Raw genomic sequence first — 21,447 nt, 5'->3', positions numbered from 1 at the left:
GCGCCGAGCCCCTCGTACCCCTGAAGTTGCGAGGTGGCCCGTCCGGTCCTCCACCGCCGGGAGGACGGCGAGGTGGACGCCGTCTGCCTACGCTGGCGGCATGGTGTCGGTCACGGTGTCCCGTCGGCTGCGGCCGGTGTTCTCACCCGGGCCGCGAAAGACGCGCGAGCCGCGCGGCCCACGCGGGCGGCGTCGGCCGTGGCAGTCCCGCCGGCCGCGCCGCCCGCGCGGGCACGCGGCGGACGCCGCCCTCGCCGCCGCCGTCTTCGTGCTGGTCGCGATCGGCAGCATGCGCTCGCTGGTCGGCGGGGGGACGGAGCCCTGGCAGGCCGTGGCGGTCGACTGGGCCCTGCTCACGGCCGCCTGCGGGGCGCTGTACCTGTGCCGCCGCCGCCCGGTGGCCGTCGCGAGCCTGGTCCTGGTCCTCACCATCGCCTACTACCTGACCAGCCTCTACGACGGTCCCCTCATGCTCGCGTTCGTCGTCGCCCTGTACGCGGTCGCCGCCGCCGGCCGGATCCGGGCCGCGGCCGTCCTGGCCGCTCTGGCGCTTGCGCTGACCGGCGCGGGCACCCTGCGCGGCAACCACGACGTCAACGGCGTCGCCCTGTTCATGCTGGCCGGCTGGCTCGTCGGAGTCGTCGCCCTCGGCTGGGTGCGGCACAACCGGCTGGCGCTGGCCCGGGAGGCGGAGCAGCGGGCGGCGAGCGAGGAACGGCTGCGGATCGCGCGGGAGTTGCACGATGTGGTCGGCCACCACATCTCGCTGATCAACGTCCAGTCCGCCGCCGCCCTGCGCCGCCTGCGCAAGGACCCGGCGGGCGGCCCCGAGCGGGCCGAGGAGGCGCTCGGCGCGATCAAGGAGACCAGCAGGGAGGCGTTGCGCGAGCTGCGGGCCACCCTGGGCGTGCTGCGCCAGGTCGACGAGGCGGCACCCACCGCGCCCGCGCCCGGCCTCGACCGGCTCGGCGACCTGGTGGAGTCCGCCCGCCTGGCCGGTCTCGACGTACGACTGGAATCCACCGGCGACGGTGACCGGCCGCTGCCCGCCGAACTCGACCTGGCCGCCTACCGGATCATCCAGGAGTCCCTGACCAACGTGACCCGGCACGCCCGCGCCACCGGGGTCACCGTCCGCACCGAGCGCGGCCCGCACCGGCTCACGGTCGAGATCACCGACGACGGCCGGGGGCCCGCGGCCACCGGAGGACCGTCCGGCAGCGGCATCACCGGCATGCGGGAGCGGGCCCGCGCGCTGGGCGGCGAACTGACGGCGGGTCCGGGACCGGAGGGCGGCTTCACGGTCCGGGCCTGTCTGCCGTGTCCGCCCGGAGCGCCGTCCGTAGGGTCGCCCGGGGGATTGTCATGATCAAGGTCGTGCTGGCCGACGACCAGCGCCTGGTGCGGGCCGGGTTCCGGTCGATCCTGGAGGACGAGGACGACTTCGAGGTCGTCGGCGAGGCGGGCGACGGCGCCGAGGCCCTCGCCGTCTGCCGCGACCGCCTCCCCGACGTCGTCCTCCTCGACATCCGCATGCCGGGCGTCGACGGCCTCCAGGCGGCCCGGGACATCGCCGCCGACTCCCGTCTCGACGCCGTCCGGGTCGTCATCCTCACCACCTTCGACCTCGACGACTACGTGTACGCCGCCCTGCGCGCCGGTGCGGCCGGGTTCCTGGTCAAGGACACCGAGCCGGAGGAGCTGGTGCACGCGATCCGGGTCGCGGCCCGGGGCGACGCGCTGATCAGCCCGTCCGTCACCCGCCGTCTGATCGCCGAGTTCGCGGACCGGGTGCGCGCCCCCGGGCCGAGCCCCCGCCTGAACGCCCTCACCGACCGCGAACGCGAGGTCATGCGCCTGGTCGCCGCGGGCCTGTCCAACGACGAGATCGCCGCCCGCCTGGTCCTCAGCCCGGCCACCTCCAAGACCCACGTCAGCCGCATCATGACCAAGCTCGACGTCCGCGACCGCGCCCAACTCGTCGTCCTCGCCTACGAGTCCGGCATGGTCACCCCGGGCTGGCTGCAACCCGGGAAGTAGCCGGGCGCGGCGCCTCGCAACTCCTGGGGTACGCCAGGTGTCCGCCCAGGGCCGATGCCGTGGGGCACACCGGGGCCGGACGCTGCCGGACATGACCACCCTCACTACCACCACCCGCGAACACCCCCGGGGCCTCCTCCTCCGCCTCGCCGCCTGGTCCCAGCGCCGACGCTGGCGTGCCCTCCTCCTGTGGGTCGTCGTGGTCGCCGCCGTCACGGCCGGCGCGCAGAGCGCGGGCAGCGCCTACCGCAACGACTTCTCCCTCCCGGGCACCGACTCCCAGGCCGCCACCGACCTGCTGAAACAGCACGGTTCGACGCAGGCGGGCGACAGCGTGCAGATCGTCCTCCAGGACGACGGGGGCCTCGCCGCCGACCGCACGACCGTCGACCGCCTCCTCGCCGACGTCCGCACCCTCCCCTCCGTCACCGACGTCCGCAGTCCCTACGACGGTCCCGGCGCCCTCTCCGACGACGGCACCGTCGGCTACGCCACCGTCGTCCTGGACGGCAAGGCGGAGGAGGTGCCCCGGGAGGACGTCACCCGGCTCATCGACACGGCCCGCGCCGCCGAGGGGAACGGCCTGACCGTCGAGCTGGGCGGAGACCCGGTCCGCGGCGCCGAGGAGGAGGGCGGCGGCGCGTCCGAGGGCGCCGGAATGCTGGCCGCACTGGTCATCCTCGTCCTGCTCTTCGGCTCCCTGGTCGCCGCCGCACTGCCCCTGATCACGGCCCTGTTCGCGGTCGGCGGCGCGATCGGTCTGATCGGCCTGGCCTCGCACGTCTTCACGGTCGCCGACTTCACCCCGCCGATCATGATGCTGGTCGGCCTGGGCGTCGGCGTCGACTACGCCCTCCTGATCTTCTACCGCTACCGCCACGAGCTGATGCGCGGCGCGGAACCCCAGGCCGCCACCCGCACCGCCCTCGACGCGGCCGGCCGCACGGTCTTCTTCGCGGGCTGCACGGTGATCATCGCGCTGCTGGGCCTGGTAGCCCTGGGCCTGGGTTCGTTGCAGGGAGTGGCCCTGGCGGTGGCGTTGACGGTCCTGGTAACCATGGCCGCCTCGCTGACCCTCCTCCCCGCCCTGCTCTCCTTCTTCGGCCCCCGCATCCAGCGCCACGTCCGCAAGCGGGCGGCGAAGAGCGGCCGCGAGGAGGGCCACCGCTGGCGCCGCCTGGCCACGGCGGTCCAACGCCGCCCGCTCCCGGCCCTGTTGATCGCGGTCGTCGCCCTCCTCGCGCTCTCCGCCCCGGCATTGGGCATGCGCCTCGGTTTCGCCGACGCGGGCAACGACTCGCCCACGTCCACGAGTCGCAAGGCCTACGACCTCCTCGCGGAGGGCTTCGGGCCCGGCTTCAACGGCCCGTTGATCCTGGTCACCGAGGGAGACACGGCAGCGGCGGCGCAGTTGCGCGAGACGCTGGACTCAACGCCGGGCATCGTGGCGACGACCCCGCCCTTCCCGTCCTCCGACGGCGAGTTGCGGACCCTCATCGCCTACCCGACGACCGCGCCCCAGTCCGAGCGGACCGCCGACCTCGTCCACACCCTCCGCGACGACATCCTCCCGCCCCTCGCGGACAGCACGGGCGCGCGTTACCTGATCGGCGGCCCGACAGCGGCGGCCCAGGACTTCGCGGACGCGGTGTCGTCGAGGATCCCGCTGTTCCTCACGATCGTCGTAGGCCTGTCGACCCTGCTCCTCCTTTTGGTCTTCCGCTCGCTCCTGATCCCTCTGAAAGCGGCGCTCCTCAACCTGCTGTCGATCTCCGCCGCGCTGGGCGTGATCACGCTGGTCTTCCAGGAGGGCTGGTTCGGCGTCCAGCCGGGACCGGTGGAGGCGTTCATCCCGGTCATGATCTTCGCCATCGTCTTCGGGCTCTCCATGGACTACGAGGTCTTCCTCGTCTCCCGCATCCACGAGGAGTGGGAGCACACCCGCGACCACGCCCACGCGGTCCGCGAGGGCCTCGCGGCCACGGGCCAGGTCATCACGGCCGCGGCAGCAATCATGATCGTGGTGTTCGCGGCGTTCATCCTGAGCCCGAGCCGCATGCTCCAACAGTTCGGCCTGGGCCTGGCGGTGGCGGTGTTGCTCGACGCGGTCGTCATCCGCTGCCTGATCGTCCCGGCGGTGATGCAACTCCTCGGACCCCGGGCCTGGTGGCTCCCGGGGTCCCTGTCCCGCCGCCTGCCGCGGGTGGCCCTGGAGGGGCGTACGCCGTCAGCGGGTGGTTGAGGCGTAGGAGATGAACTCGGCCCAGGCCTCTGGCGTGAGTGCGAGCTGGGGGCCTGTGGTGCGGTGCTTGGAGTCGCGGATGTGGATGGTGTGGGGGGTGAGGGCGAGTTCGACGCAGGAGTCGCCCTCACTGCCGCTGCTGTAGCTGCTCTTGAACCACGCCAGCTCAGAGGCGGCCTTGTGGATCACGAGCGTTGACCTGAGGCGTACGCCACGAAGTCGGCCCAGGCCTCTGGCGTGAGTGCGAGTTGGGGGCCTGTGATGTGGTGCTTGGAGTCCCGGACGTGGATGGTGCGGGGCGTGATGGCGAGTTCGACGCAGGAGTCACCTTCGCTGCTGCTGCTGTAGCTGCTCTTGAACCACGCCAGTTCAGAGGCGTCGCGGATCATGTTTCCCCCAGCAGTTGTTCGATGAAGGCGGTTGACTCACGGGGCGTGAGAGCCTGCGCCCGGATGATGCCATAGCGCAGCTCAAGGATACGGAGCTGCCTGGGATCGGGCACCGGGCGTCCGTTGGCCACGGCTGGGGAACGCCCCACGGCCGACCCGTCGGCGAACTTCAGTACCTCGATGCCACCGGCCAGCCCTGCGTGCTCCTCACGGTCCATCGGCATCACCTGAAGCTCGACGTTCCGCAACTGCCCTGCCGTCAGCAGATGTTCGAGCTGGCTCCGCAGCGCCTCCCTCCCGCCGAGCGGGCGCCGCAGCGTCCACTCCTCCAGGACGAAGCTCAGCTCGGGCGCAGGATCCCGCTCGAAGATCGCCTTCCGAGCCACGCGCGCGGCGATGAAGCGCTCCACCTCGTCCGCGGTGTACGCGGGGCGCCGCATCAGCAGCAGCCCGCGCGCGTACTCCGGCGTCTGCAACAGCCCATGGATGTTCAGCGGGTCGTACAGCTGAAGCTCGACCGCCTTCGCCTCCAACTGCGCAAGATCCCGCACCTTCTTCGGGTACCGGACCTTCGCCACGTCCTCCTTCATCGCGGCCAGCAGTCCGCCCGCCCCCAACACCTCGTCCGCCATGTCCAGATACTCGGGCCGGGGGATCCGCTTGCCGCCCTCGATCTTGTAGACCATGTCCTCGCCGTACCCGACCGCTTCGCCGAAGGCGCCGGCCCGCATGCCCACCGCCTCGCGCCGCAGCTTCAGCTGCCGCCCCACCGTCGCGATGACCGCCACGCCCCAGTCGTCGTCCGGGTCGACCTCCCAACCCGGCTCGTCCGCCTCGGTCTTCAGCTGCTGTTGCTGCATTCCGTACCCCTCCGTCGTACGACCGTGCCTCGACGCCCCTTACCCGTACGGCCGGTCTCGACAGACTGGACACCACTGGACAATGTCCGGACAGTCACCGTACGCAACGGATTCGTCACTGTTCACGGTAAACATCCACCGCCACTCTGAGTGACGTGATCCAGAAATCCGCCCCCACCCACATCCGCAACTACAGCGTCCAGCTCTCCCCCACCCCCCGAGCCGCCCGCCTCGCCCGACTCCTAGCCACCGAACAACTCCGCACCTGGCACATCCCGTTGGACCCGGCACGCCAGATCGTCGCCGAGCTGGCGACGAACGCGGCGACGCACAGCCGTATCCCCGGGAGGGACTTCCGGCTGACGCTCTACGTCGTGGGAGGCACCCTGCGGATCGAGGTGACCGACACGTGCGGTGACCGGGAGCCGCGCGTCCAAGTCCCGGACGTGGACGCGGAGTCGGGCCGGGGGCTCGTCCTCGTGGAAGCGCTGGCCGAGAAGTGGGGCGTCAGCCACGGCCCGCGCCCGCGCAAGACGGTGTGGGCGGAGCTGTCAGTCGGGGAGGTGTGAGGGGAGCCCGAACAGGGGGAACAGCCGGTCGGTGTCGCGGAAGGCGTTGATCCCGGTGATGCGGTCGGGGCCGTACTCGATGACCTGCAGGGCCCAGGGGTCGTACCCGGGACCGTCGGGGCGGGGCCGGTACTGCCCGAACGCGGGGGAGCCGTTGGCGATCGTGGGGAGGAGGCGGGAGCCCTTGCAGCCGATGGCGGGGCCGTTCAGCCAGGCCTGGATGTCGGAGGCGCCCCGCATCCAGAGGGCGTAGGGCGGCAGGGAGAGCGTGGCGTCGACGTGGAGGAGCATGCTCAGCTCGACCATGTCGAAGCGGGAGAAGGCCTGGGCGTACCGGTCGGCCAGGACGCGCTGGGCGGAATCGGGCGCGGGGTCGGCCCGCTCGGCGCGGTGGGCGGCGAGGGTGGCGCGGGCCCGCTGGAGCGCGCTGTTGACCGAGGCGACGGTCGTGTAGTGCAGGTCGGCGACCTCGCGGGCGGAGAAGGCCATCACGTCCCGCAGGAGAAGCGTGGCCCGCTGCTTGGGCGGCAGGAGCTGGAGCGCGGCGACGAAGGCCAGGTGGACGGACTCGCGGGCCACGCTCGCCGCGGCCGGGTCGTCACCGTCCGCGCCGGTCAGGCCGGCCGGGCACGGCTCGATCCAGGTGCCGCTGTCCAGCGGAGTGCCCGGCGAGACGGCGCCGGAGGTGGGGCCGGACAGGTCCATCGGCAGCGCCCGCCGCTTGCCCGCCGCCAGGGCGTCCAGGCAGACGTTGGTGGCGATGCGGTACATCCACGACCGCAGCGAGGACCGCTCCTCGAACCGGTCGAGGCTCCGCCAGGCCCGGACCATGGTCTCCTGCACGGCGTCCTGCGCCTCGAAGACCGAGCCGAGCATCCGGTAGCAGTAGCCGGTCAACTCGGAGCGGTAGGTCTCCAGTTGATCATCGGTCGTGGTGACATCCCCCATGCCACGGCACTGTACTCAGCCGTGGCTCCGGGGGAACCGGTCGAGCCGGAGGCGGACCGCCGCGGTGGTGGTGCGGGCGGTGTCGCCCGTGGCGGGCGCGAGCCTCGCCGGACTCCGCCGGGCGACGAGGAGGCCGCCCGGCGCCTCACGCGTCGCCGGGCGCCCGCATCGCAGCCCCGGCCGGCGGCGGACCGTGCTCGCGCATGTCGAGTCCCCGGTCCTGATCGTCGTAGAACCACGGCAGGGCCACCGTGAGGCCCGGGCGCGGGAGCCACAGGACGATGCCCGCATCCCGGACGCCCCCTGTCATCAAGGCCACATTCCGCAGGATTCGCATGACGTTCGATCGGGGCGAAACGTATCTTGCTCGTCCCGAGTGTCGTTTTTGTTCGCTGTGTCGAGCATGCGTGGAAGTGGGTGTGCCGGTGGGGCGTCCGGAGAGGCCGGTCGATCCGACGGCCGGTCCCGTGCAGCGGCTCGCCCACGAGTTGCGGGTGCTGCGGGAACAGGCCGGACGGCCGACCTACCGCGTGATGGCCGAGCGCGCCCACTTCTCGACCGCCGCCCTGGCCCAGGCCGCCGCCGGCAAGCGGCTGCCCTCGCTCGACGTGCTCCAGGGGTATGTGCGGGCCTGCGGCGGCGATCCGGCCGAGTGGGAGCCGCGGTGGAAGGAGGCCGAGACCGAGGCCGCGGGCGTACCGCGCGAGGACGCGGCGGACGTGGCACCGCCGTACCGCGGCCTCGCGCGCTTCGAGCCGGACGACCGCGAGGTCTTCTTCGGCCGGGACCGGCTGATCGAGGAGCTGCACGAACTGGTGTGCGATCACCGGTTCGCGGTGCTGTTCGGGGCGTCCGGCAGCGGCAAGTCCTCGCTGCTGCGGGCCGGGCTGATCCCCCGGCTGCGGGACGAGATCGGCGGCCGGAGGCAGTCGGCGGTGCTGCGGGTGCTCACCCCGGGCCCCCGGCCCGCCGAGACGTACGCGGATCTGCTGACCCCGGCCGAGGGCGAGCCGGAGGTCTGGGCCGTGGTCGACCAGTTCGAGGAGGTCTTCACCCTCTGCCGCGACCGGGCGGAGCGGGCCCGCTTCATCGACCTGCTGCTCACCTCCCGCGACCCCGGCTCCCGGCTGCGCGTCCTGATCGCCGTCCGCGCCGACTTCTACGCCCGCTGCGGCGAGCACCGGGAACTGGCCGCGGTCCTGCGCGGCGCCGGGCTGCTGGTCGGGCCGATGAGCGCCGACGAGCTGCGGGACGTGGTGATCAGGCCCGCGCAGACGGCCGGACTGATCGTCGAGCGGGAGCTGACCGCGCGGATCGTGGACGAGGTGCTGGACGAGCCCGGCGGTCTGCCGATGCTTTCCCACGCCCTGCTGGAGACCTGGCGGCGGCGCCGCGGCCGGATGCTGACCCTGGCCGCGTACGAGGCGGCCGGCGGGGTGCGGGGCGCGATCGCGGCCAGCGCGGAGGACGCGTACGGGCGGCTGACGCCCGCGCAGGCGCGGGCCGCCCGGCGCCTGCTGCTGCGGATGATCGCACCGGGGCGCGGCACCCCCGACACCCGGCGCCCGCTGCCCCGCGCCGAGCTGGAGGAGTGGTCCGACCCGGACGTACGGGTGGTGCTGGAGGGGCTGACCCGGGCCCGGCTGCTGACCGGCGACGACGACGGCGTCCAGCTGGCCCACGAGGCCCTGATCACCTGCTGGCCCCGGCTGCACGACTGGATCGAGGAGGACCGCGAACGGCTGCGCCACCACCGGGCTCTGACCGAGGCCGCCCGGGTGTGGCGGGAGCACGACCGCGACCCCGGCGCGCTGTACCGGGGCAGCCGGCTCGCCCGCGCCGGGGACCTCTTCCCGGGCCACCTCGACGACCCCGCGCTGACCGCGACCGAACGGGCCTTCCTGATCGCCGCGTTCGAGGCCCGGGACGCGGAGGCACGGGCCGCCGCCCGGACCCGGCGCCGGGCCCGCACCCTGCTGACCACGCTGTCCGCGGTGCTGGCCGTGGCCCTGGTCGCCGGGCTCGTCGCCTGGCAGCAGCACGCCGACAACCGGCGCCGCACCACCGACGACGCCGCCCGCCGGGTCGCCGAGGTCGCCGACGCCCTGCGCACCACCGACCCGCGCACCGCCCAGCTCCTCGGCGTCGCCGCCTGGCGCGTCTCCCGGCTGCCCGAGACCCGCCGCGCCCTGATCGGCGCCCTCGGCCAGCCCGAGACCGACACCTTCACCGCCCCCGCCCAGGGCCACGAGCCCTCGCGGTACCTCGTCGACTCCGGCCGTACGCTCCTCGGCGTCGAGGGCCGGACCTGGCGGACCTGGTCCGTGGCCACCCACCGCCCCCTCGGCTCCGGCCGGCTGCCGCGCGGCCGGGTCGCCACGGCAGCGCCGGACGGCCGACTGCTCGCCGTCCTCGGCCCGGACGGCGACACCCGCCTGTGGGACACGACCACCGGCCACTGGGCCCCCACCCCCGCCCTGCCTCCCGGCAGCCTGGAACTCTTCACCGGCGGCGGCCTCTACTCCGAGAACGACATGGACGGCGACCGCGTCCGCCTGCGCTCGACCACCGACGGCCGCGTGCGCTTCGAGACGGATCTGCCCACGCTGACGGAGGTGACGGCCAGCCCGGACGGACGGCTGGTGGCGGTCTGCCCGTCCGGGGAGAGCCCACGGGTCTACGAGGTCGGCGGCGGGGGAGCGGTGGCCGGGCCATGGGAGGAGGAGAGCGACGGCGTCTGCGACGACGACCACACGCTGCTGGAGTTCGGCGCCGACGGGCGGTTCGCCGTCGCGTCCGCGCGTGGGGTGCGGGTCTGGGACATCCGCACGGGACGGTGGATCGCCGACCTCGACGTTCCCCGGCTCTCGACGGCCGCCTTCAGCGCGGACGGCGCCTTCCTGGCGACCACCGACGCCGAGGACATCAAGATCTGGCGGCTGTCGGACCCGGGCACCCCGGTCTTCCGGCACGCCCTGAACAACCAGCACCTCTCCGACCTCCCCGTCTGGGACCCCGACCGCCCGCTGCTGCGCTACCTCGAAGGCAGCACCGTGCACACCCTGGACCTCACGACCACCGTCACCGCGCCCTGGTCCGGACACCCGCTCACCGCGGCGGTGCTGAGCCCGGACGGTCGCGCGCTCGCCACCGCGCGGCGCACGGGCGCGACGTACCGCGTCGAACTCCGGGACACCCGCTCGGGCAGGGTGGTGCGCACGCTGCCGACTCCGCCGCTTCCTGTCCCGTCCGGTCCTTCTGATCCCTCCGGTCCGACCGTCGACCCTCCCGACATGCTGCCCCTGCTGGCGTTCACCGCCGACGGCACGGCTCTGGCCTACGGCGTCTCCGTCCCCGGCCGGGACGGCCTCATCCAGCGCGTCACGGTCTGGGACCGGCGCCTGGACCGTCGTAGCGCCACACTGGGCCTGTCCCCACGCTCGACCCCCGGATCCGTGGCCGGGCTGGCGCTCGGTGCCGGTGGCCGCACGCTGTACGCGGTCCGGGTCCCCGGCCTGGGCCGGCTGAGCACCGAGGTGTGGGACACCGTGAGCCGCCGGCGGACCGCCGTGTACCGGACCGACAGCGTCCACATCGCCCTGCGCCCCGACGGACGGCTGCTCGTCGCCGAGGACAGCGCCGTACGCCTGCCCTCCGGCACCACGACCGGCTCCGACCTCGTGCAGGGCGGGGGCGTCGGTGCCCTCGCCTTCGCCCCCGACGGCTCCCGCCTCGCGGCCGGCGACCTGACCGGTCGGGTCAGCCTGTGGGACAAGGACGTACGCCAACGCGCCGGTGTGCTCCGCAACGCCTTCCCCACCCCGCTCGGCGACGCCCCCGAGGCGGTCGGCGCCCTCGCGATCAGCCCCGACGGCAGCACCCTCGCCGTCGGCGGCGACGCCGGGACCCTCCAGCTCTGGGACACCGCCACCCAACAGCCCCTCGGCGGCCCGCTGCCCACCCCCGGCGAGGCGATCACCTCCCTCGCCTTCTCCGCCGACAGCAGCACCCTCTACGCGGCCGGCACCCACGTCCCGCTCCAGCGCTACACCGTCGACCCCGCCAGGGCCGTGGAGCTGATCTGCGCGCGGCTGGGCGGCACGAACCTGACGAGGGCCCAGTGGAAGGCGTACGTCCCGGACGCGCCCTACCGCACGGTGTGCGGGAACTGACCGGCTTTTCTGATCCGACTCCGATCCGACTCCGATCCGACTCCGATCTGAATACGATCGAACGCCGATCACTCGCACAGTAAATTCTGAACTGTTCTCTGAGAGAACATTGATGGCCGATCCAGGCGCTGACTGTGTACTTGTTCCAGTCGCTGGGGAATTCCACCGGCACCCCACCTCTGGAAGGAATTGGCCATGGTATTCGAGCGCCGTCGGCCCGAGAACAAGAAGAGATTCGCGCGAACCGCCGGAGCGGTCGCCGCCGTAGCGGTCGGCACCACTCTGCTCGTCGCCCCGCAGGCCTCCGCGGCCGACAAGCCCTCCGTGCGGGAGCTGCTGCAGCAGTGCAACACCACCAGCAGCTTCTGCGCCTTCCACCCGCAGTCGTTCCGCACCTACACCGGACCGGCACACCGGGTCGGCGAACCCACCTACAACTGCGACAACACCGCGGGCGAACTCAGCGTCGGCGGTCAGGACACGACCGGCTCCTCCGACAACGTCGGTATCACGATCACCGCCAGCGCCGGGTTCGCGAAGGTCTTCGAGGTGGGCCTGGAGACCAGCTACAACCGCACCTGGGAGCGCAGCCACACCGACACCGTCGAGCGCAAGAAGCACCTCAACCCCTGGGACAAGGGCTGGATGGAACGCGGCACGCCCAAGCGGCAGGCCACCGGCTGGTACGAGATCCAGTTCAAGAAGCGCTATTACGGCCACTTCGTCTGGTACGTCAAGAACTACACGGAGTCCGGCTGGGACGTCGGTAATCCGGGCGGCGGTTACATCAACATGCACAGCCAGCCGATGACACGGCAGGAACGCAACGAACACTGCCACCGCTGACCCGTCATGCCAGGGAATTCCCTTTCGCTGAAGCCCTTGGTCATCGCCGTCGGCTCGCTCGTCCTGCTCATCGGCGGGGCGGCCGGTTGCACGATCGGCGGCGGTGACGAGGGCTCCGGATCCGGCTCTCCGGTCGGTTCCGGTGCCGGATCCGACTGCTCGACGCCGGCCGTGATCGGTACCGACGGCTCGGCCGAGGGCCGGGTCGTCGGGGCCCTCTACGGCGAGCTGCTCACGGGCGCCGGCAAGCGGGTGCGGATCTCGGACACCCGGTACGCGTCCCCCGCGGACACGGCCCGTGCCGTGGTCGAGGGCAGGCTCGACCTGGCCCCGGCGTACGAGACGACCACACTGCGGGCCCTGCCGGGCGGCCAGACCGTGCCCGGCGACCTGGCGACCACGCTGAGCATGGCCCTGCCGCCGGGGATCGACGCACTGCCCCCGGCGGCGGCCCAGAACGGTGTCGTCCTCGCGGTCACCCCGGCCACGGCCCACCGCCACGGACTGCGCGATCTCACCGACCTCGGGGGAATCAAGGGCCTCCGGCTCGGCGGATCGGCCGCAGGCCACCCCGACGCCCCGACGGCGACCGCACTTCGGCGCGTCTACGGCGTCACGCTCACCCCGGCCGGCACGTCGAACACGGCGGACGTGCTGGTCCTGCGGGGCACCGACCCCCTGATCGCCCGGGAGCACCTGGTGGTGCTCACCGACTCCCGGGGCGTCGTCCCGCCCGAACACGTCTTCCCGCTGATCAGCGCCGCGTGCGCGGACGTGGACGGCAGGAACGCCCTGGCCCGCCTGGACAGCGCGCTGACCACCGGACAACTGGCGAGCCTCGCCTCGTCCGTGGCGGCGGGCCAGGACCCCTCGAAGACGGCACGCGCGTGGCTGCGTGCCGGGACGACCCACTGACGCGCACCAGCGCGTCACTCATCCAAGCTCATCCAAGCTCATCCAAGAAATGGTGGTAGCTCATGAAGCTCAGCAGGAAAGTCACCGTGGGAGTGCTGGCCGCGGCCGCCACGCTCGGCGGTATCGCGATGCCCGCGACGGCCTCGGCCGCGACCAAGTACGGCCAGGTCCGGGTGTGCAGCGGCTCGAACGAGACGGTCAAGTTCTTCCTCGTCGGCGAGAACCAGCACGGCGACTGGGCCGGCTCCCGGTTCTGGGAGATCGCGCCGCACGGCTGCACCACGGCCTCCGACTACTGGTGGACGCTGGGCCGCTCGGTCGAGTTCCACCACCGCAAGCCCAGCACGGGCTGGCGCTGGGAGCCGCGGGTGCTGCCGGCCAACGGCAACAAGAACGGCAGCACGATCACGCTGCACATCGGCTAGCGTGACGGGCCCTGCTCCTCAGGCCACGGTGCCGTGGGTGTGCGCCGGATCCCCGGCGCACACCATGTACCCCGCCCCGCGCACCGTGCGGATCACGGACTGCCGGGAGTCGCCCAGCTTCCGCCGCAGGTAGTAGACGTACGTCTCCACGACCCCCGACTCGCCCTGGAAGCCGTAGTTCCAGACGCTGTCCAGGATCTCCCCCTTGGAGATCACCCGCCCGGCGTTGCGCATGAGGAGCCTCAGCAGCGCGAACTCGGTCGCGGACAGCCGCACGGCCCGCCCGTGCAGCGACACGTCCCGGGTGTTCTCGTCCAGCTCGACGCCGGCCGCGCGCAGCTTGTGGGCGGCCGGTGACGGGGCCGGGCCCCCGGCCCGGGAACGGCGGACCAGTGCCCGGATCCGCGCGCTCACCTCGGTGAGATCGGCGGGCCGGGTGACGTAGTCGTCGCCGCCCATGGCGAGCGCCTGGCACTTGCCCTCGATGTCGCTCCGGGAGCTGAGGAACATCACCGGGGCGTCGACCCCCGCCGCCCGGAGCCGCCGGCAGACCTCGACCCCGCATCCGTCGGGCAGGGTCGTGTCCAGCAGGACGGCGTCGGGCCTGCGGCGGGACACCTCACGCAGGAGATCGGCCCCCGTGGCCGCGACGTGCGCGTCGAAGCCGAGGAAGCGCAACGCCATGACGAGCGTTTCGGATGCCTCGATCGCCTCCTGGCCGACGAGCACGTACGGATGGTCGGGTACACACGAGTCGTAGGTCACGGGACCCACCCTGACGACCGGACCGTTGTCTACGAAGCCCTCCCGACCAGCGAAGACAATCCCCCGGGCCCGCGATCGGGGCGGCCCGTCACCAACTCGTGCACAGACCCTCGTCCGGGCAGAACATGACCCACACGGAGTTGTAGCCGGCCACCACCGTCAACGACGTGGGGTAGGGCTCACCGTTGACGTACGACCCCGGGTCGGGCGTGGCGGTGAAGGTGACCCGCGTACCGACCGGGAAACTCGCCTCGCACGAGCCGGCCGGATAGGGCGCGTTCGCGTTCTCGGCGTACGGGTCCCATGCGGTCGTATGGCAGGTGATCCCGGCGGGGCTGCTGGTGACGGTCCCGCCGCCCCAGCCGTCGCTGATCCACGCGTAGACCGTGCCCTGCTGGGTGGCGGTGGGCTGAGCCGCGGCGGTGGGGGCGGCGGTGGCGAAGGCGAGCGCCGCGGCGGCCGCGACCACGGGGAATGCTGTTCTGATGCTCATCGGTGGCTCCTAGGTCCGATGCATGTCTCCATGCTTGACCTGGTGCGGAGCACAGCCCATCCCAGAAATGTGGGGATTTGCGACGTACGCTCGAATCATGGCCGTTCCCGCTGTTCCTGCCGGCCCTGCCGTCTCGTACGCACGGTCGCACGAGCGGGTCATCCGCCTCTGCGAGACCGGCGGCGACACCCGGGACCTGCGCAGACGGCTCCTAGGCGTACTGCGCGCGACCGTCCCCTTCGACGCCCACGCCTTCCTCCTCACCGACCCGGAGACCGCGGTCGGCTGCTCCCCGCTCGCCGACATCCCGTGCCCGCGGGAGCTGCCCAGGATGACCCGCCTCAAGTACCTGACCGCGGTCCACCGCTGGACGGCCCTGGACGGCATCGCCCTCCTCAGCGACCTCCCCGACCCCGCCCGCCACCTCCTGTGGCACGACCTCCTCCACGCCCACGGCGTCCGCGACATCGCCTCCCTGGTCTTCAAGGACCGCTTCGGCTGCTGGGGCCACCTCGACCTCTACCGCTACGACCGCCCCTTCACCTCCGCCGAAGCCGCCCACCTGGCCCACCTCACCGCCCCCGTGACCGCGGCCCTGCGCCGGAGCCAGGCCGGCACCTTCGTCGTACGACCGCCCCACACGCGCCGCACGAGTCCGCTGGCCCTGCTGCTCTCCCCCGACCTGCGCGTCCTCGCCCAGACCCCGGACACCGACGCCTGCCTGAGCCTGCTCACCCCGCCCGAGCCCGGCCGCCCGGCGGTGCACGCGAGCGTCTACGACGTGGCCGCCCAGCTCCTGGCCGTCGAGGCGGGCGTCGACCCCGGCCCGCCCCGCTCCCGCGTCCACCTCGCCGACGGCCTCTGGCTCACCCTCAGCGCCGCCCGCATAGGCGACGCCTTCCCCTCCGGCCGCCGTAACACCATCGCCGTCACCATCGAGGAGACCTCTCCGGCGGAACGCCTCACCCTCTTCACCAGAGCCTTCGCCCTGAGCCCCCGGGAGGCCGACGTCCTGGGCCACCTGGCCAAGGGCAGCGACAGCCACACGGTCGCCCGCGACATGTCCCTGTCCGAGCACACCGTCCAGGACCACCTGAAGTCCGTCTTCGCCAAGACGTCGACGAACACCAGGGGCATGCTGCTGGCCAGGGCCCTGGGAGCCTGAGAACGGCTTGCGGACAGTAGCTGACCGCAAGCCTTCCTACGGTCGTCCCATGACGCAGACACAGGCGACGCAGACAACGCAGGTAGAGCGGACGACACAGGCAAGGCAGGCACCTCCGCAGAGGGTCCTCGTGACCGGCGCGACCGGCACCGTGGGCCGTCGGGTGGTCGCCGAACTGCTGGCCCGGGGCCACGCGGTCCGCGCCCTCACCAGGGATGCCGCGAAGGCCGGCCTCCCGGCGGAGGTCGAGGTCGTCCAGGGCGACCTGACGGACCCCGACACCCTGATCCCGGCCCTGAAGGACGTCACCGGCCTCCACCTGATCACCTTCGGCGGCCCGTACTTCGCGCCCCTGGAGACCGGCCCCCGCATCCTGGACCTGGCCCGCGAGGCGGGCGTATGCCGTGTCACCGTGCTCCACGGCGGCGGCCCGACCCTGCTGGAGGACGCCGTACGCGCCACCGCGGACATCGACTGGACGATCCTCATGCCGGTCGAGTTCATGGCCAACGCCCTGGAATGGGCGCCGGGGATCGTGGCCTCGGACGAGGTCCGCGAACCCTTCGTCACCCGCCTCAGTGCCATGGTCCACGAGTCCGACATCGGCGCCGTCGCCGCGGTCGCCCTCACCGAGCCGGGCCACGCCGGCCAGGAGTACGTCATCACCGGCCCCGACCTGCTCACCGTTCAGGACAAGGTCCGGACGATCGCGCAGGCCCGGGGCCGCCGGATCACCCTGACCGAACTCACCGAGGACCAGGCCGTCGCCCAGTGGCGCGCCTCCGGCCACCCCGAGGAAGTTGTCGCCTTCCTCCTGGAGGCCTACGGCAACACCCCGGAGGTCGGCCGCACGGTCGTCGACACGGTCGAAAAGGTCACCGGCCGCCCCGCCCGCACGTTCACCCAGTGGGCGACGGAACACGCGGAGGCGTTCACGACTCAGCCCGCCTGACGACCACGGCCGGGCACTCACCTCTCTTCGATGTCGCTCGGCTCTCCCCGACGTCGCTCAGCCCGCCGCCGCCTCGTCCGCCGCCGCGGCGAGGTCGGCGGTGTCCTCGGCCGGCGGGGCCTCGACGGTCACCGGCCGGTCGACGTCGAGGAAGGTGAAGGTCAGGTCCAGTCGCTCACCCTCGGCGACACCCCGGGAGGCGCGGACGTCGCCCCGCAGACGGAACCGCTTCGTGTGGTGGTCGTCGTCGACCCACAGGTCCATGGTGAGCGTGTCGGCGAGGTACAGCCCGATGAACTGATCGAGGCTCTCGATCCGGTGCAGCCGGGTCTCCTTGTCGGCGGCCGCGTCACGGGCGGCGCCCAGGCCGCTACGGGTGACGGTCCCCCGGTAGTGGGTGGTCCTGGTGCCCTCGACCGTCTCGGTCCCGGTCTCCCGGAGGTCCTTCGAGCCGGTCAGCAACGTGGACTGCACGGCCGGGTTCCCTTCGAGCTGCCTGGGCAGCACACCGTAGGAGTTGTTGTCCCACGAGCCCCGGCCCCACGCGGCCGGCTCGGCACTGAACCACCCCTTGCCGTCCAGCTTCTCGGAGGCGAGCGCACTCCCTCCGACATACATCGCGTCGCCGACGAACCGGATCTCCAGCCGGTGCTCCGCGCCCTGCTCGGTCGTGGTCATCCGCATACCCATGACCGACGGTTCCGTGCCCATGGACGCCTCGGCCTCCACCCGGCCCTTCTCCGGAAGGACCCCGGTGACCCGATAGCGCAGCGACGAGATGTCCCCGGCATGCCTCGCCGCCTCCGCCACGGCCGCCCCGGGAGTCACCGCGGCCCGGCCCTCACTCGCGGAACCCTCCCCACAGGCAACCGTCCCCCCACCGAGCACCACGACGGCGAACACCACGCCCGCGACTCGGCGCGGCACGGAACCACGCGTTGCCGTCCCCATAACCCCTGCCATCCCCATAACCCCCATAGCCCCCGTCACCCTCGTCATCCCCGTAACCCCCGGGTGCGCCCATGATCCAGTGGCCGATCCCCTCCGTACACAGGCCGACCCGGCCGGTCGGCCGAATGGACGAGGAGCCCGGTGCGGAAGCCGACCGTTCGACCGAGGCGGGCGGCGGTGTCCGCGGGCGAGGCTGGAGCCGGTTCCTGGACCTTCCAGCGCCGACACCGACCTCGGAGTAGCCCATCATGAGCATCGTTCTGGCCGGTCATGGCCTGGTGAAGACGTACGGTTCCACCACCGCGCTGGCCGGGGTGGACGTCCAGGTCGGCGAACGGGACTCCCTCGCGATCATGGGCCCGTCCGGGTCCGGCAAGTCCACCCTGCTGCACACCCTCGCCGGGATCATCCGCCCCGACGGCGGCGAGGTGCTGCTGCGCGGCGAGCGCATCGACAAGCTCGGCGAGAACAAGCTGAGCGCCCTGCGCCGCAAGCGCTTCGGGTTCGTCTTCCAGTCCGGCCAGCTGCTGCCCGAACTGCCCGCCGAGGAGAACGCCGCGCTGCCGCTGATGCTGGAGGGCACCCCGCGCCGACAGGCCGTCGAACAGGCCCGCCGCTGGTTCGCACCCCTGGGCCTCGCAGGACTGGAGCAGCGCAGGCCCGGCCAGCTGTCCGGCGGCCAGGCCCAGCGCGTCGCCATCGCCCGCGCCCTGGCCGTCCGGCCCGACGTGGTCTTCGCCGACGAACCCACCGGCGCCCTCGACCAGACCACCAGCACCGAGGTCGTCCGCCTGCTCACCTCCGTCACCCGCGAGCAGGGCGCCGCCCTGGTCATGGTCACCCACGACGCCGACGTCGCCGCCCACTGCGACCGGATCCTCCACGTCCGCGACGGCCGCATCAGCGGCCACAGCCAGTACACCGTCGCCTGACCTACCCCAGCGCCTGACCTACCTCAGCGTCTGATCTACCCCAGCGCCTGGCCTACCCCAGCGCCTGGCCTACCCCAGCGTCTGATCTACCCCAGCGTCTGATCTACCCCAGCGTCTGATCTACCCCAGCGTCTGATCTACCCCAGCGTCTGATCTACCCCAGCGTCTGATCTACCCCAGCGCCTGGCCTACCCCAGCGCCTGGCCTACCCCAGCGCCTGGCCTACCCCAGCGCCTGGCCTACCCCAGCGCCTGGCCTACCCCAGCGTCTGATCTACCCCAGCGTCTGATCTACCCCAGCGCCCCGGAGACCCCCATGCCTTCCCCCGTCCTGCCCCTGACCTGGCACCTGACCAGATCCTCCGGCCGCCGCGGCCTCCAGAGCCACCTGCTGGCGGCCGGCGCCGCCGCGGTCGGCGCCTTCGTCCTGCTGGTCATGATCGCCGTCAGCCTGGGCTCCGGCGAACGCGCCGACCACACGACCTGGCGCACCCCGGCCGCCGTGCCCGCCGGGCGGGCGACCGCCGTCCAGGCCCTGACCACGACCTACGTCCGCCACGACCCCGTCTCCGTGGTGTCACTGGCCCAGCTGCCCGGCCGCGCGGCGACCCCCGCCCCGCCCGGCCTGAGCACCTTCCCGAAGAAGGGCGAGGTGTATCTCTCCCCCGCCCTGGCCGACCTGATCCACAAGCTCCCCGCGAGCCAACTGGCCGACCGCCTCCCGAAGCCCGCGCGCTACGGCACCATCGAGGCCGCCGGACTCGCCTCCCCGGACGAACTGGTCGCCGTGATCGGCCGGGCGCCGTCCGACCCGGCGATGTCCGAGGCGGCAGGCGGCGGCAACTGGTTCGACGAGGGGCAGACCGAGCGGGCCCTGGTCTCCGGGTTCTCCGCGGCCAAGCCGAGGCCGAGCATCTTCACCGGCAGCGACCAGCAGACCGCGCTGATGGGTGTGACACTGCTGGTGGCGCCCGTGATCGTGCTGTCCGCGGCGGCCGGCCGACTGGGCGCCGCCCGGCGCGAGCAGCGCCTCGCCGCGCTCCGGCTGGCCGGGGCCACCCCGCGCCAGATCCTCGCGATGACCGCCGCGGAGTCGGCGACCGTCGGCGCGGCCGGAGCACTGACAGGCGCTCTCGCCTACGCCGCCCTGCTGCCCGCCCTCGCACGGATCCCCTACGGCATCGGCGGCTGGTACACGGGCCACCTGTGGGTGGGACTGCCCTGGTTCACGGCGGTGGTGGCGGCGGTCACCGCGCTCATCACGGTCAGCGCGGTGTCGATGCTGCGCCAGGTGGCCACCTCCCCCCTGGGCGTCGCCCAGCAGGCGAACCCGCGCCGTACCCGCATGATCCGCCTCGTGCTGTTCGCCGTGGTGCTGGGGTACGTCCTGATCTCCACGCAGGGCGGCGGGCTCACGACCCGGCAGCTGATCGCCCTGCTGGCGCTGTTCTACGGAGCGTTCTGGCTGTTCGGCCCGTGGGTCGTGGACCGGCTGGGCCGGATCGCGGGCCGCTTCGCCCGCAGCCCGGCGACGCTGCTGGCGGCCCGCCGGCTCAGCGACGACCCGCGCGGCGCCTGGCGTACCGTCAGCGGCCTGGTCCTGGCCGGATTCGTGGCCGGCTTCTTCGCCGTCATCGGACTCGACATCGACGGTTCCGCCCACCAGGGCCAGGTCGCCGTGGTGACCGCGGACAGCGCCGCCGCCCGGCACGCGGCCACCGAGGCCCGCACCCTGCTCCGCGAAGCGGGTGTCACCGCCAAGGTCGACGTCCCCTCCGAGGACGACTTCGACAGCGTACTGAGTGGCAGTCCGGGCCTGATCGCCCACGTCTCCGGGGGCCAGGAACAGGTGGACACCGCCGTCACCGCGCTGACCCCCCTCGGAGCGGGCCGGCTGCCGTTCACCCAGGACTACGTGAGCGCCCCCGACAACGTGATCGCGGACCGCATCGGCGTGGTCGGCATCGCCACCCTGGTCATGAGCTTCCTCGTCGCGGCCGCCTCCGCCGGTCTCACCGCCGCCGCGAACGTCCTCGACCGCCGCCGCGTCTACGGCCTCCTGCGCCTGGCCGGCACCCCGCTGCGCCTGCTGGACCGCGCGCGGGTCCGCGAGACCGTCCTCCCCCTGGTCGTCCTGGCCGGCGGCACCACCGGCATGGGCGTCTACGGCGCGTACCAGTTCAACCAGGTGGCCGGCGTCTCGATGAACACCTCCGGCGCCGTCCAACTCGCCGTCTGCGTCGCCGTCGGCGCCCTGGCCATGCTCACCGCGATCGGCTGCAGCAGACCCCTCCTACGAAAGGTGACGACCGACGCCCCACAGACGGCGGCGGACTGACGACCCTGAACACGCACGATGGGCTCCACCGATCACCGGCGGAGCCCATCGTGCGTGCTCAAAGACTCGGGCGGGCACCCGGGCGGGCCCGTGATCGCTGGCCTCCTACCGCTCGAACCTCCAGGTGACGGAGTCACTCGTGGCCTTGACTGGCGGCCGGCGCCCTGTGGCCACCGACGGACACCGCGCTGTACTCGTCCAGCCTGGTGGTCGACTCCGTCCCGGCCAACGCGTGCGTACCCACACCGAAGAGAGCCGTGACAGCGGTCGCACCCCCGACCACCCCGATGAGGAACCTGCGCGGCATCACATACCGGCCGCCCATTACCTTCGTTGTAGAGCCCGGTTCGGGCTCGTGGCCTTCGGGGCCGGTATGACTCGTTGCCCCTGTCCTTGATGATCCGGGGGGTGCTGTCGCCGGTCCTGGCGGCACCGGATGGTCGCTG

General features: G+C 72.6%; 20 protein-coding genes. 12 read left to right on the top strand and 8 right to left on the bottom strand.

Annotated features, from left to right (window positions below):
* Positions 1–100 precede the first annotated feature (100 nt).
* The 3 genes from K4B79_RS17675 (at position 101) to K4B79_RS17665 (ending at position 4,282) form a co-directional block, all read left to right on the top strand.
* Positions 101–1,369: a sensor histidine kinase gene (locus tag K4B79_RS17675; RefSeq protein ID WP_232027651.1), complete on the top strand. Its 1,269-nt coding sequence runs from the start codon at positions 101–103 to the stop codon at positions 1,367–1,369.
* A complete protein-coding gene (locus K4B79_RS17670; protein ID WP_232027650.1) occupies positions 1,366–2,040 on the top strand; it encodes a response regulator in 675 nt (224 codons plus the stop codon). Before K4B79_RS17675 ends, K4B79_RS17670 begins: the two co-directional genes overlap by 4 nt.
* 91 nt (positions 2,041–2,131) lie before the next feature.
* The gene (locus K4B79_RS17665; RefSeq protein WP_232027648.1) at positions 2,132–4,282 is read left to right on the top strand and encodes an MMPL family transporter; all 2,151 of its coding nucleotides are present in this window, start codon (positions 2,132–2,134) and stop codon (positions 4,280–4,282) included.
* On the opposite strand, the gene K4B79_RS17660 is transcribed toward K4B79_RS17665, so the two are convergent.
* Genes K4B79_RS17660 through K4B79_RS17650 form a run of 3 tightly spaced genes read right to left on the bottom strand, consistent with a single transcriptional unit; the run spans position 4,268 to position 5,531 of the window.
* A complete protein-coding gene (locus tag K4B79_RS17660; RefSeq protein ID WP_232027646.1) occupies positions 4,268–4,471 on the bottom strand; it encodes a DUF397 domain-containing protein in 204 nt (67 codons plus the stop codon). The genes K4B79_RS17665 and K4B79_RS17660 overlap by 15 nt on opposite strands.
* The gene (locus K4B79_RS17655) at positions 4,468–4,671 is read right to left on the bottom strand and encodes a DUF397 domain-containing protein (RefSeq protein WP_232027644.1); all 204 of its coding nucleotides are present in this window, start codon (positions 4,669–4,671) and stop codon (positions 4,468–4,470) included. Before K4B79_RS17655 ends, K4B79_RS17660 begins: the two co-directional genes overlap by 4 nt.
* Positions 4,668–5,531, bottom strand: coding sequence for a helix-turn-helix domain-containing protein (locus tag K4B79_RS17650; protein ID WP_232027642.1), 864 nt, complete (start codon positions 5,529–5,531; stop codon positions 4,668–4,670). Before K4B79_RS17650 ends, K4B79_RS17655 begins: the two co-directional genes overlap by 4 nt.
* Positions 5,532–5,686: 155 nt before the next feature.
* Here K4B79_RS17650 and K4B79_RS17645 point away from each other — a divergent pair, with 155 nt between their 5' ends.
* Complete coding sequence (locus K4B79_RS17645; RefSeq protein ID WP_232027640.1) at positions 5,687–6,100, top strand: ATP-binding protein; 414 nt, start codon at positions 5,687–5,689, stop codon at positions 6,098–6,100.
* Here the strand turns inward: K4B79_RS17645 and K4B79_RS17640 are convergent.
* Both K4B79_RS17640 and K4B79_RS17635 read right to left on the bottom strand, forming a co-directional pair.
* A complete protein-coding gene (locus tag K4B79_RS17640) occupies positions 6,083–7,048 on the bottom strand; it encodes a sigma-70 family RNA polymerase sigma factor (protein WP_232027638.1) in 966 nt (321 codons plus the stop codon). The two genes, K4B79_RS17645 and K4B79_RS17640, sit on opposite strands and share 18 nt — an antisense overlap.
* A 145-nt stretch (positions 7,049–7,193) precedes the next feature.
* Positions 7,194–7,358 (bottom strand): hypothetical protein, encoded by a 165-nt coding sequence (locus tag K4B79_RS17635; protein ID WP_232027636.1) that lies wholly within the window; start codon positions 7,356–7,358, stop codon positions 7,194–7,196.
* Positions 7,359–7,473: 115 nt separating this feature from the next.
* Between K4B79_RS17635 and K4B79_RS17630 the strand changes: the two genes are divergently transcribed.
* The 4 genes from K4B79_RS17630 (at position 7,474) to K4B79_RS17615 (ending at position 13,406) form a co-directional block, all read left to right on the top strand.
* Positions 7,474–11,220 carry an nSTAND1 domain-containing NTPase gene (locus K4B79_RS17630; RefSeq protein ID WP_232027635.1) on the top strand — a complete coding sequence of 1,249 codons (3,747 nt, stop codon included), beginning with the start codon at positions 7,474–7,476 and terminating at the stop codon, positions 11,218–11,220.
* A 195-nt stretch (positions 11,221–11,415) separates the two neighbouring features.
* Positions 11,416–12,066, top strand: coding sequence for a hypothetical protein (locus tag K4B79_RS17625; protein WP_067435718.1), 651 nt, complete (start codon positions 11,416–11,418; stop codon positions 12,064–12,066).
* Between the two features lie 36 nt (positions 12,067–12,102).
* Complete coding sequence (locus K4B79_RS17620; protein ID WP_232027634.1) at positions 12,103–12,981, top strand: glycine betaine ABC transporter substrate-binding protein; 879 nt, start codon at positions 12,103–12,105, stop codon at positions 12,979–12,981.
* Positions 12,982–13,043: 62 nt separating this feature from the next.
* Positions 13,044–13,406: a hypothetical protein gene (locus K4B79_RS17615; RefSeq protein ID WP_232027633.1), complete on the top strand. Its 363-nt coding sequence runs from the start codon at positions 13,044–13,046 to the stop codon at positions 13,404–13,406.
* Between the two features lie 18 nt (positions 13,407–13,424).
* Here K4B79_RS17615 and K4B79_RS17610 read toward each other — a convergent pair whose 3' ends face one another.
* Together K4B79_RS17610 and K4B79_RS17605 are read right to left on the bottom strand one after the other, a co-directional pair.
* Positions 13,425–14,171: a response regulator transcription factor gene (locus K4B79_RS17610; protein ID WP_232027632.1), complete on the bottom strand. Its 747-nt coding sequence runs from the start codon at positions 14,169–14,171 to the stop codon at positions 13,425–13,427.
* 88 nt (positions 14,172–14,259) lie between these two features.
* On the bottom strand, positions 14,260–14,664 hold the full coding sequence (locus K4B79_RS17605; RefSeq protein ID WP_232027631.1) for a hypothetical protein: 405 nt from the start codon (positions 14,662–14,664) through the stop codon (positions 14,260–14,262).
* Positions 14,665–14,761: 97 nt separating this feature from the next.
* Between K4B79_RS17605 and K4B79_RS17600 the strand changes: the two genes are divergently transcribed.
* Positions 14,762–15,829 (top strand): helix-turn-helix transcriptional regulator, encoded by a 1,068-nt coding sequence (locus K4B79_RS17600; RefSeq protein ID WP_232027630.1) that lies wholly within the window; start codon positions 14,762–14,764, stop codon positions 15,827–15,829.
* A gap of 49 nt (positions 15,830–15,878) precedes the next feature.
* Positions 15,879–16,781: an NmrA family NAD(P)-binding protein gene (locus tag K4B79_RS17595; protein WP_232027628.1), complete on the top strand. Its 903-nt coding sequence runs from the start codon at positions 15,879–15,881 to the stop codon at positions 16,779–16,781.
* 57 nt (positions 16,782–16,838) lie between these two features.
* Here K4B79_RS17595 and K4B79_RS17590 read toward each other — a convergent pair whose 3' ends face one another.
* Positions 16,839–17,708: a hypothetical protein gene (locus K4B79_RS17590; RefSeq protein ID WP_232027627.1), complete on the bottom strand. Its 870-nt coding sequence runs from the start codon at positions 17,706–17,708 to the stop codon at positions 16,839–16,841.
* Positions 17,709–17,980: 272 nt separating this feature from the next.
* Between K4B79_RS17590 and K4B79_RS17585 the strand changes: the two genes are divergently transcribed.
* Positions 17,981–18,664, top strand: a complete 684-nt coding sequence (locus K4B79_RS17585) for an ABC transporter ATP-binding protein (RefSeq protein WP_232027626.1) — start codon at positions 17,981–17,983, stop codon at positions 18,662–18,664.
* A 315-nt stretch (positions 18,665–18,979) separates the two neighbouring features.
* Positions 18,980–21,001, top strand: a complete 2,022-nt coding sequence (locus K4B79_RS17580; RefSeq protein WP_232027625.1) for an FtsX-like permease family protein — start codon at positions 18,980–18,982, stop codon at positions 20,999–21,001.
* Positions 21,002–21,447: the final 446 nt, after the last annotated feature.

Origin of the sequence: Streptomyces lincolnensis, assembly GCF_021173675.1 — a bacterium.
GTDB lineage: Bacteria > Actinomycetota > Actinomycetes > Streptomycetales > Streptomycetaceae > Streptomyces > Streptomyces lincolnensis_B.
Note: the sequence above shows the minus strand (reverse complement) of the source record. Positions and strands in the feature narration are given on the sequence as shown.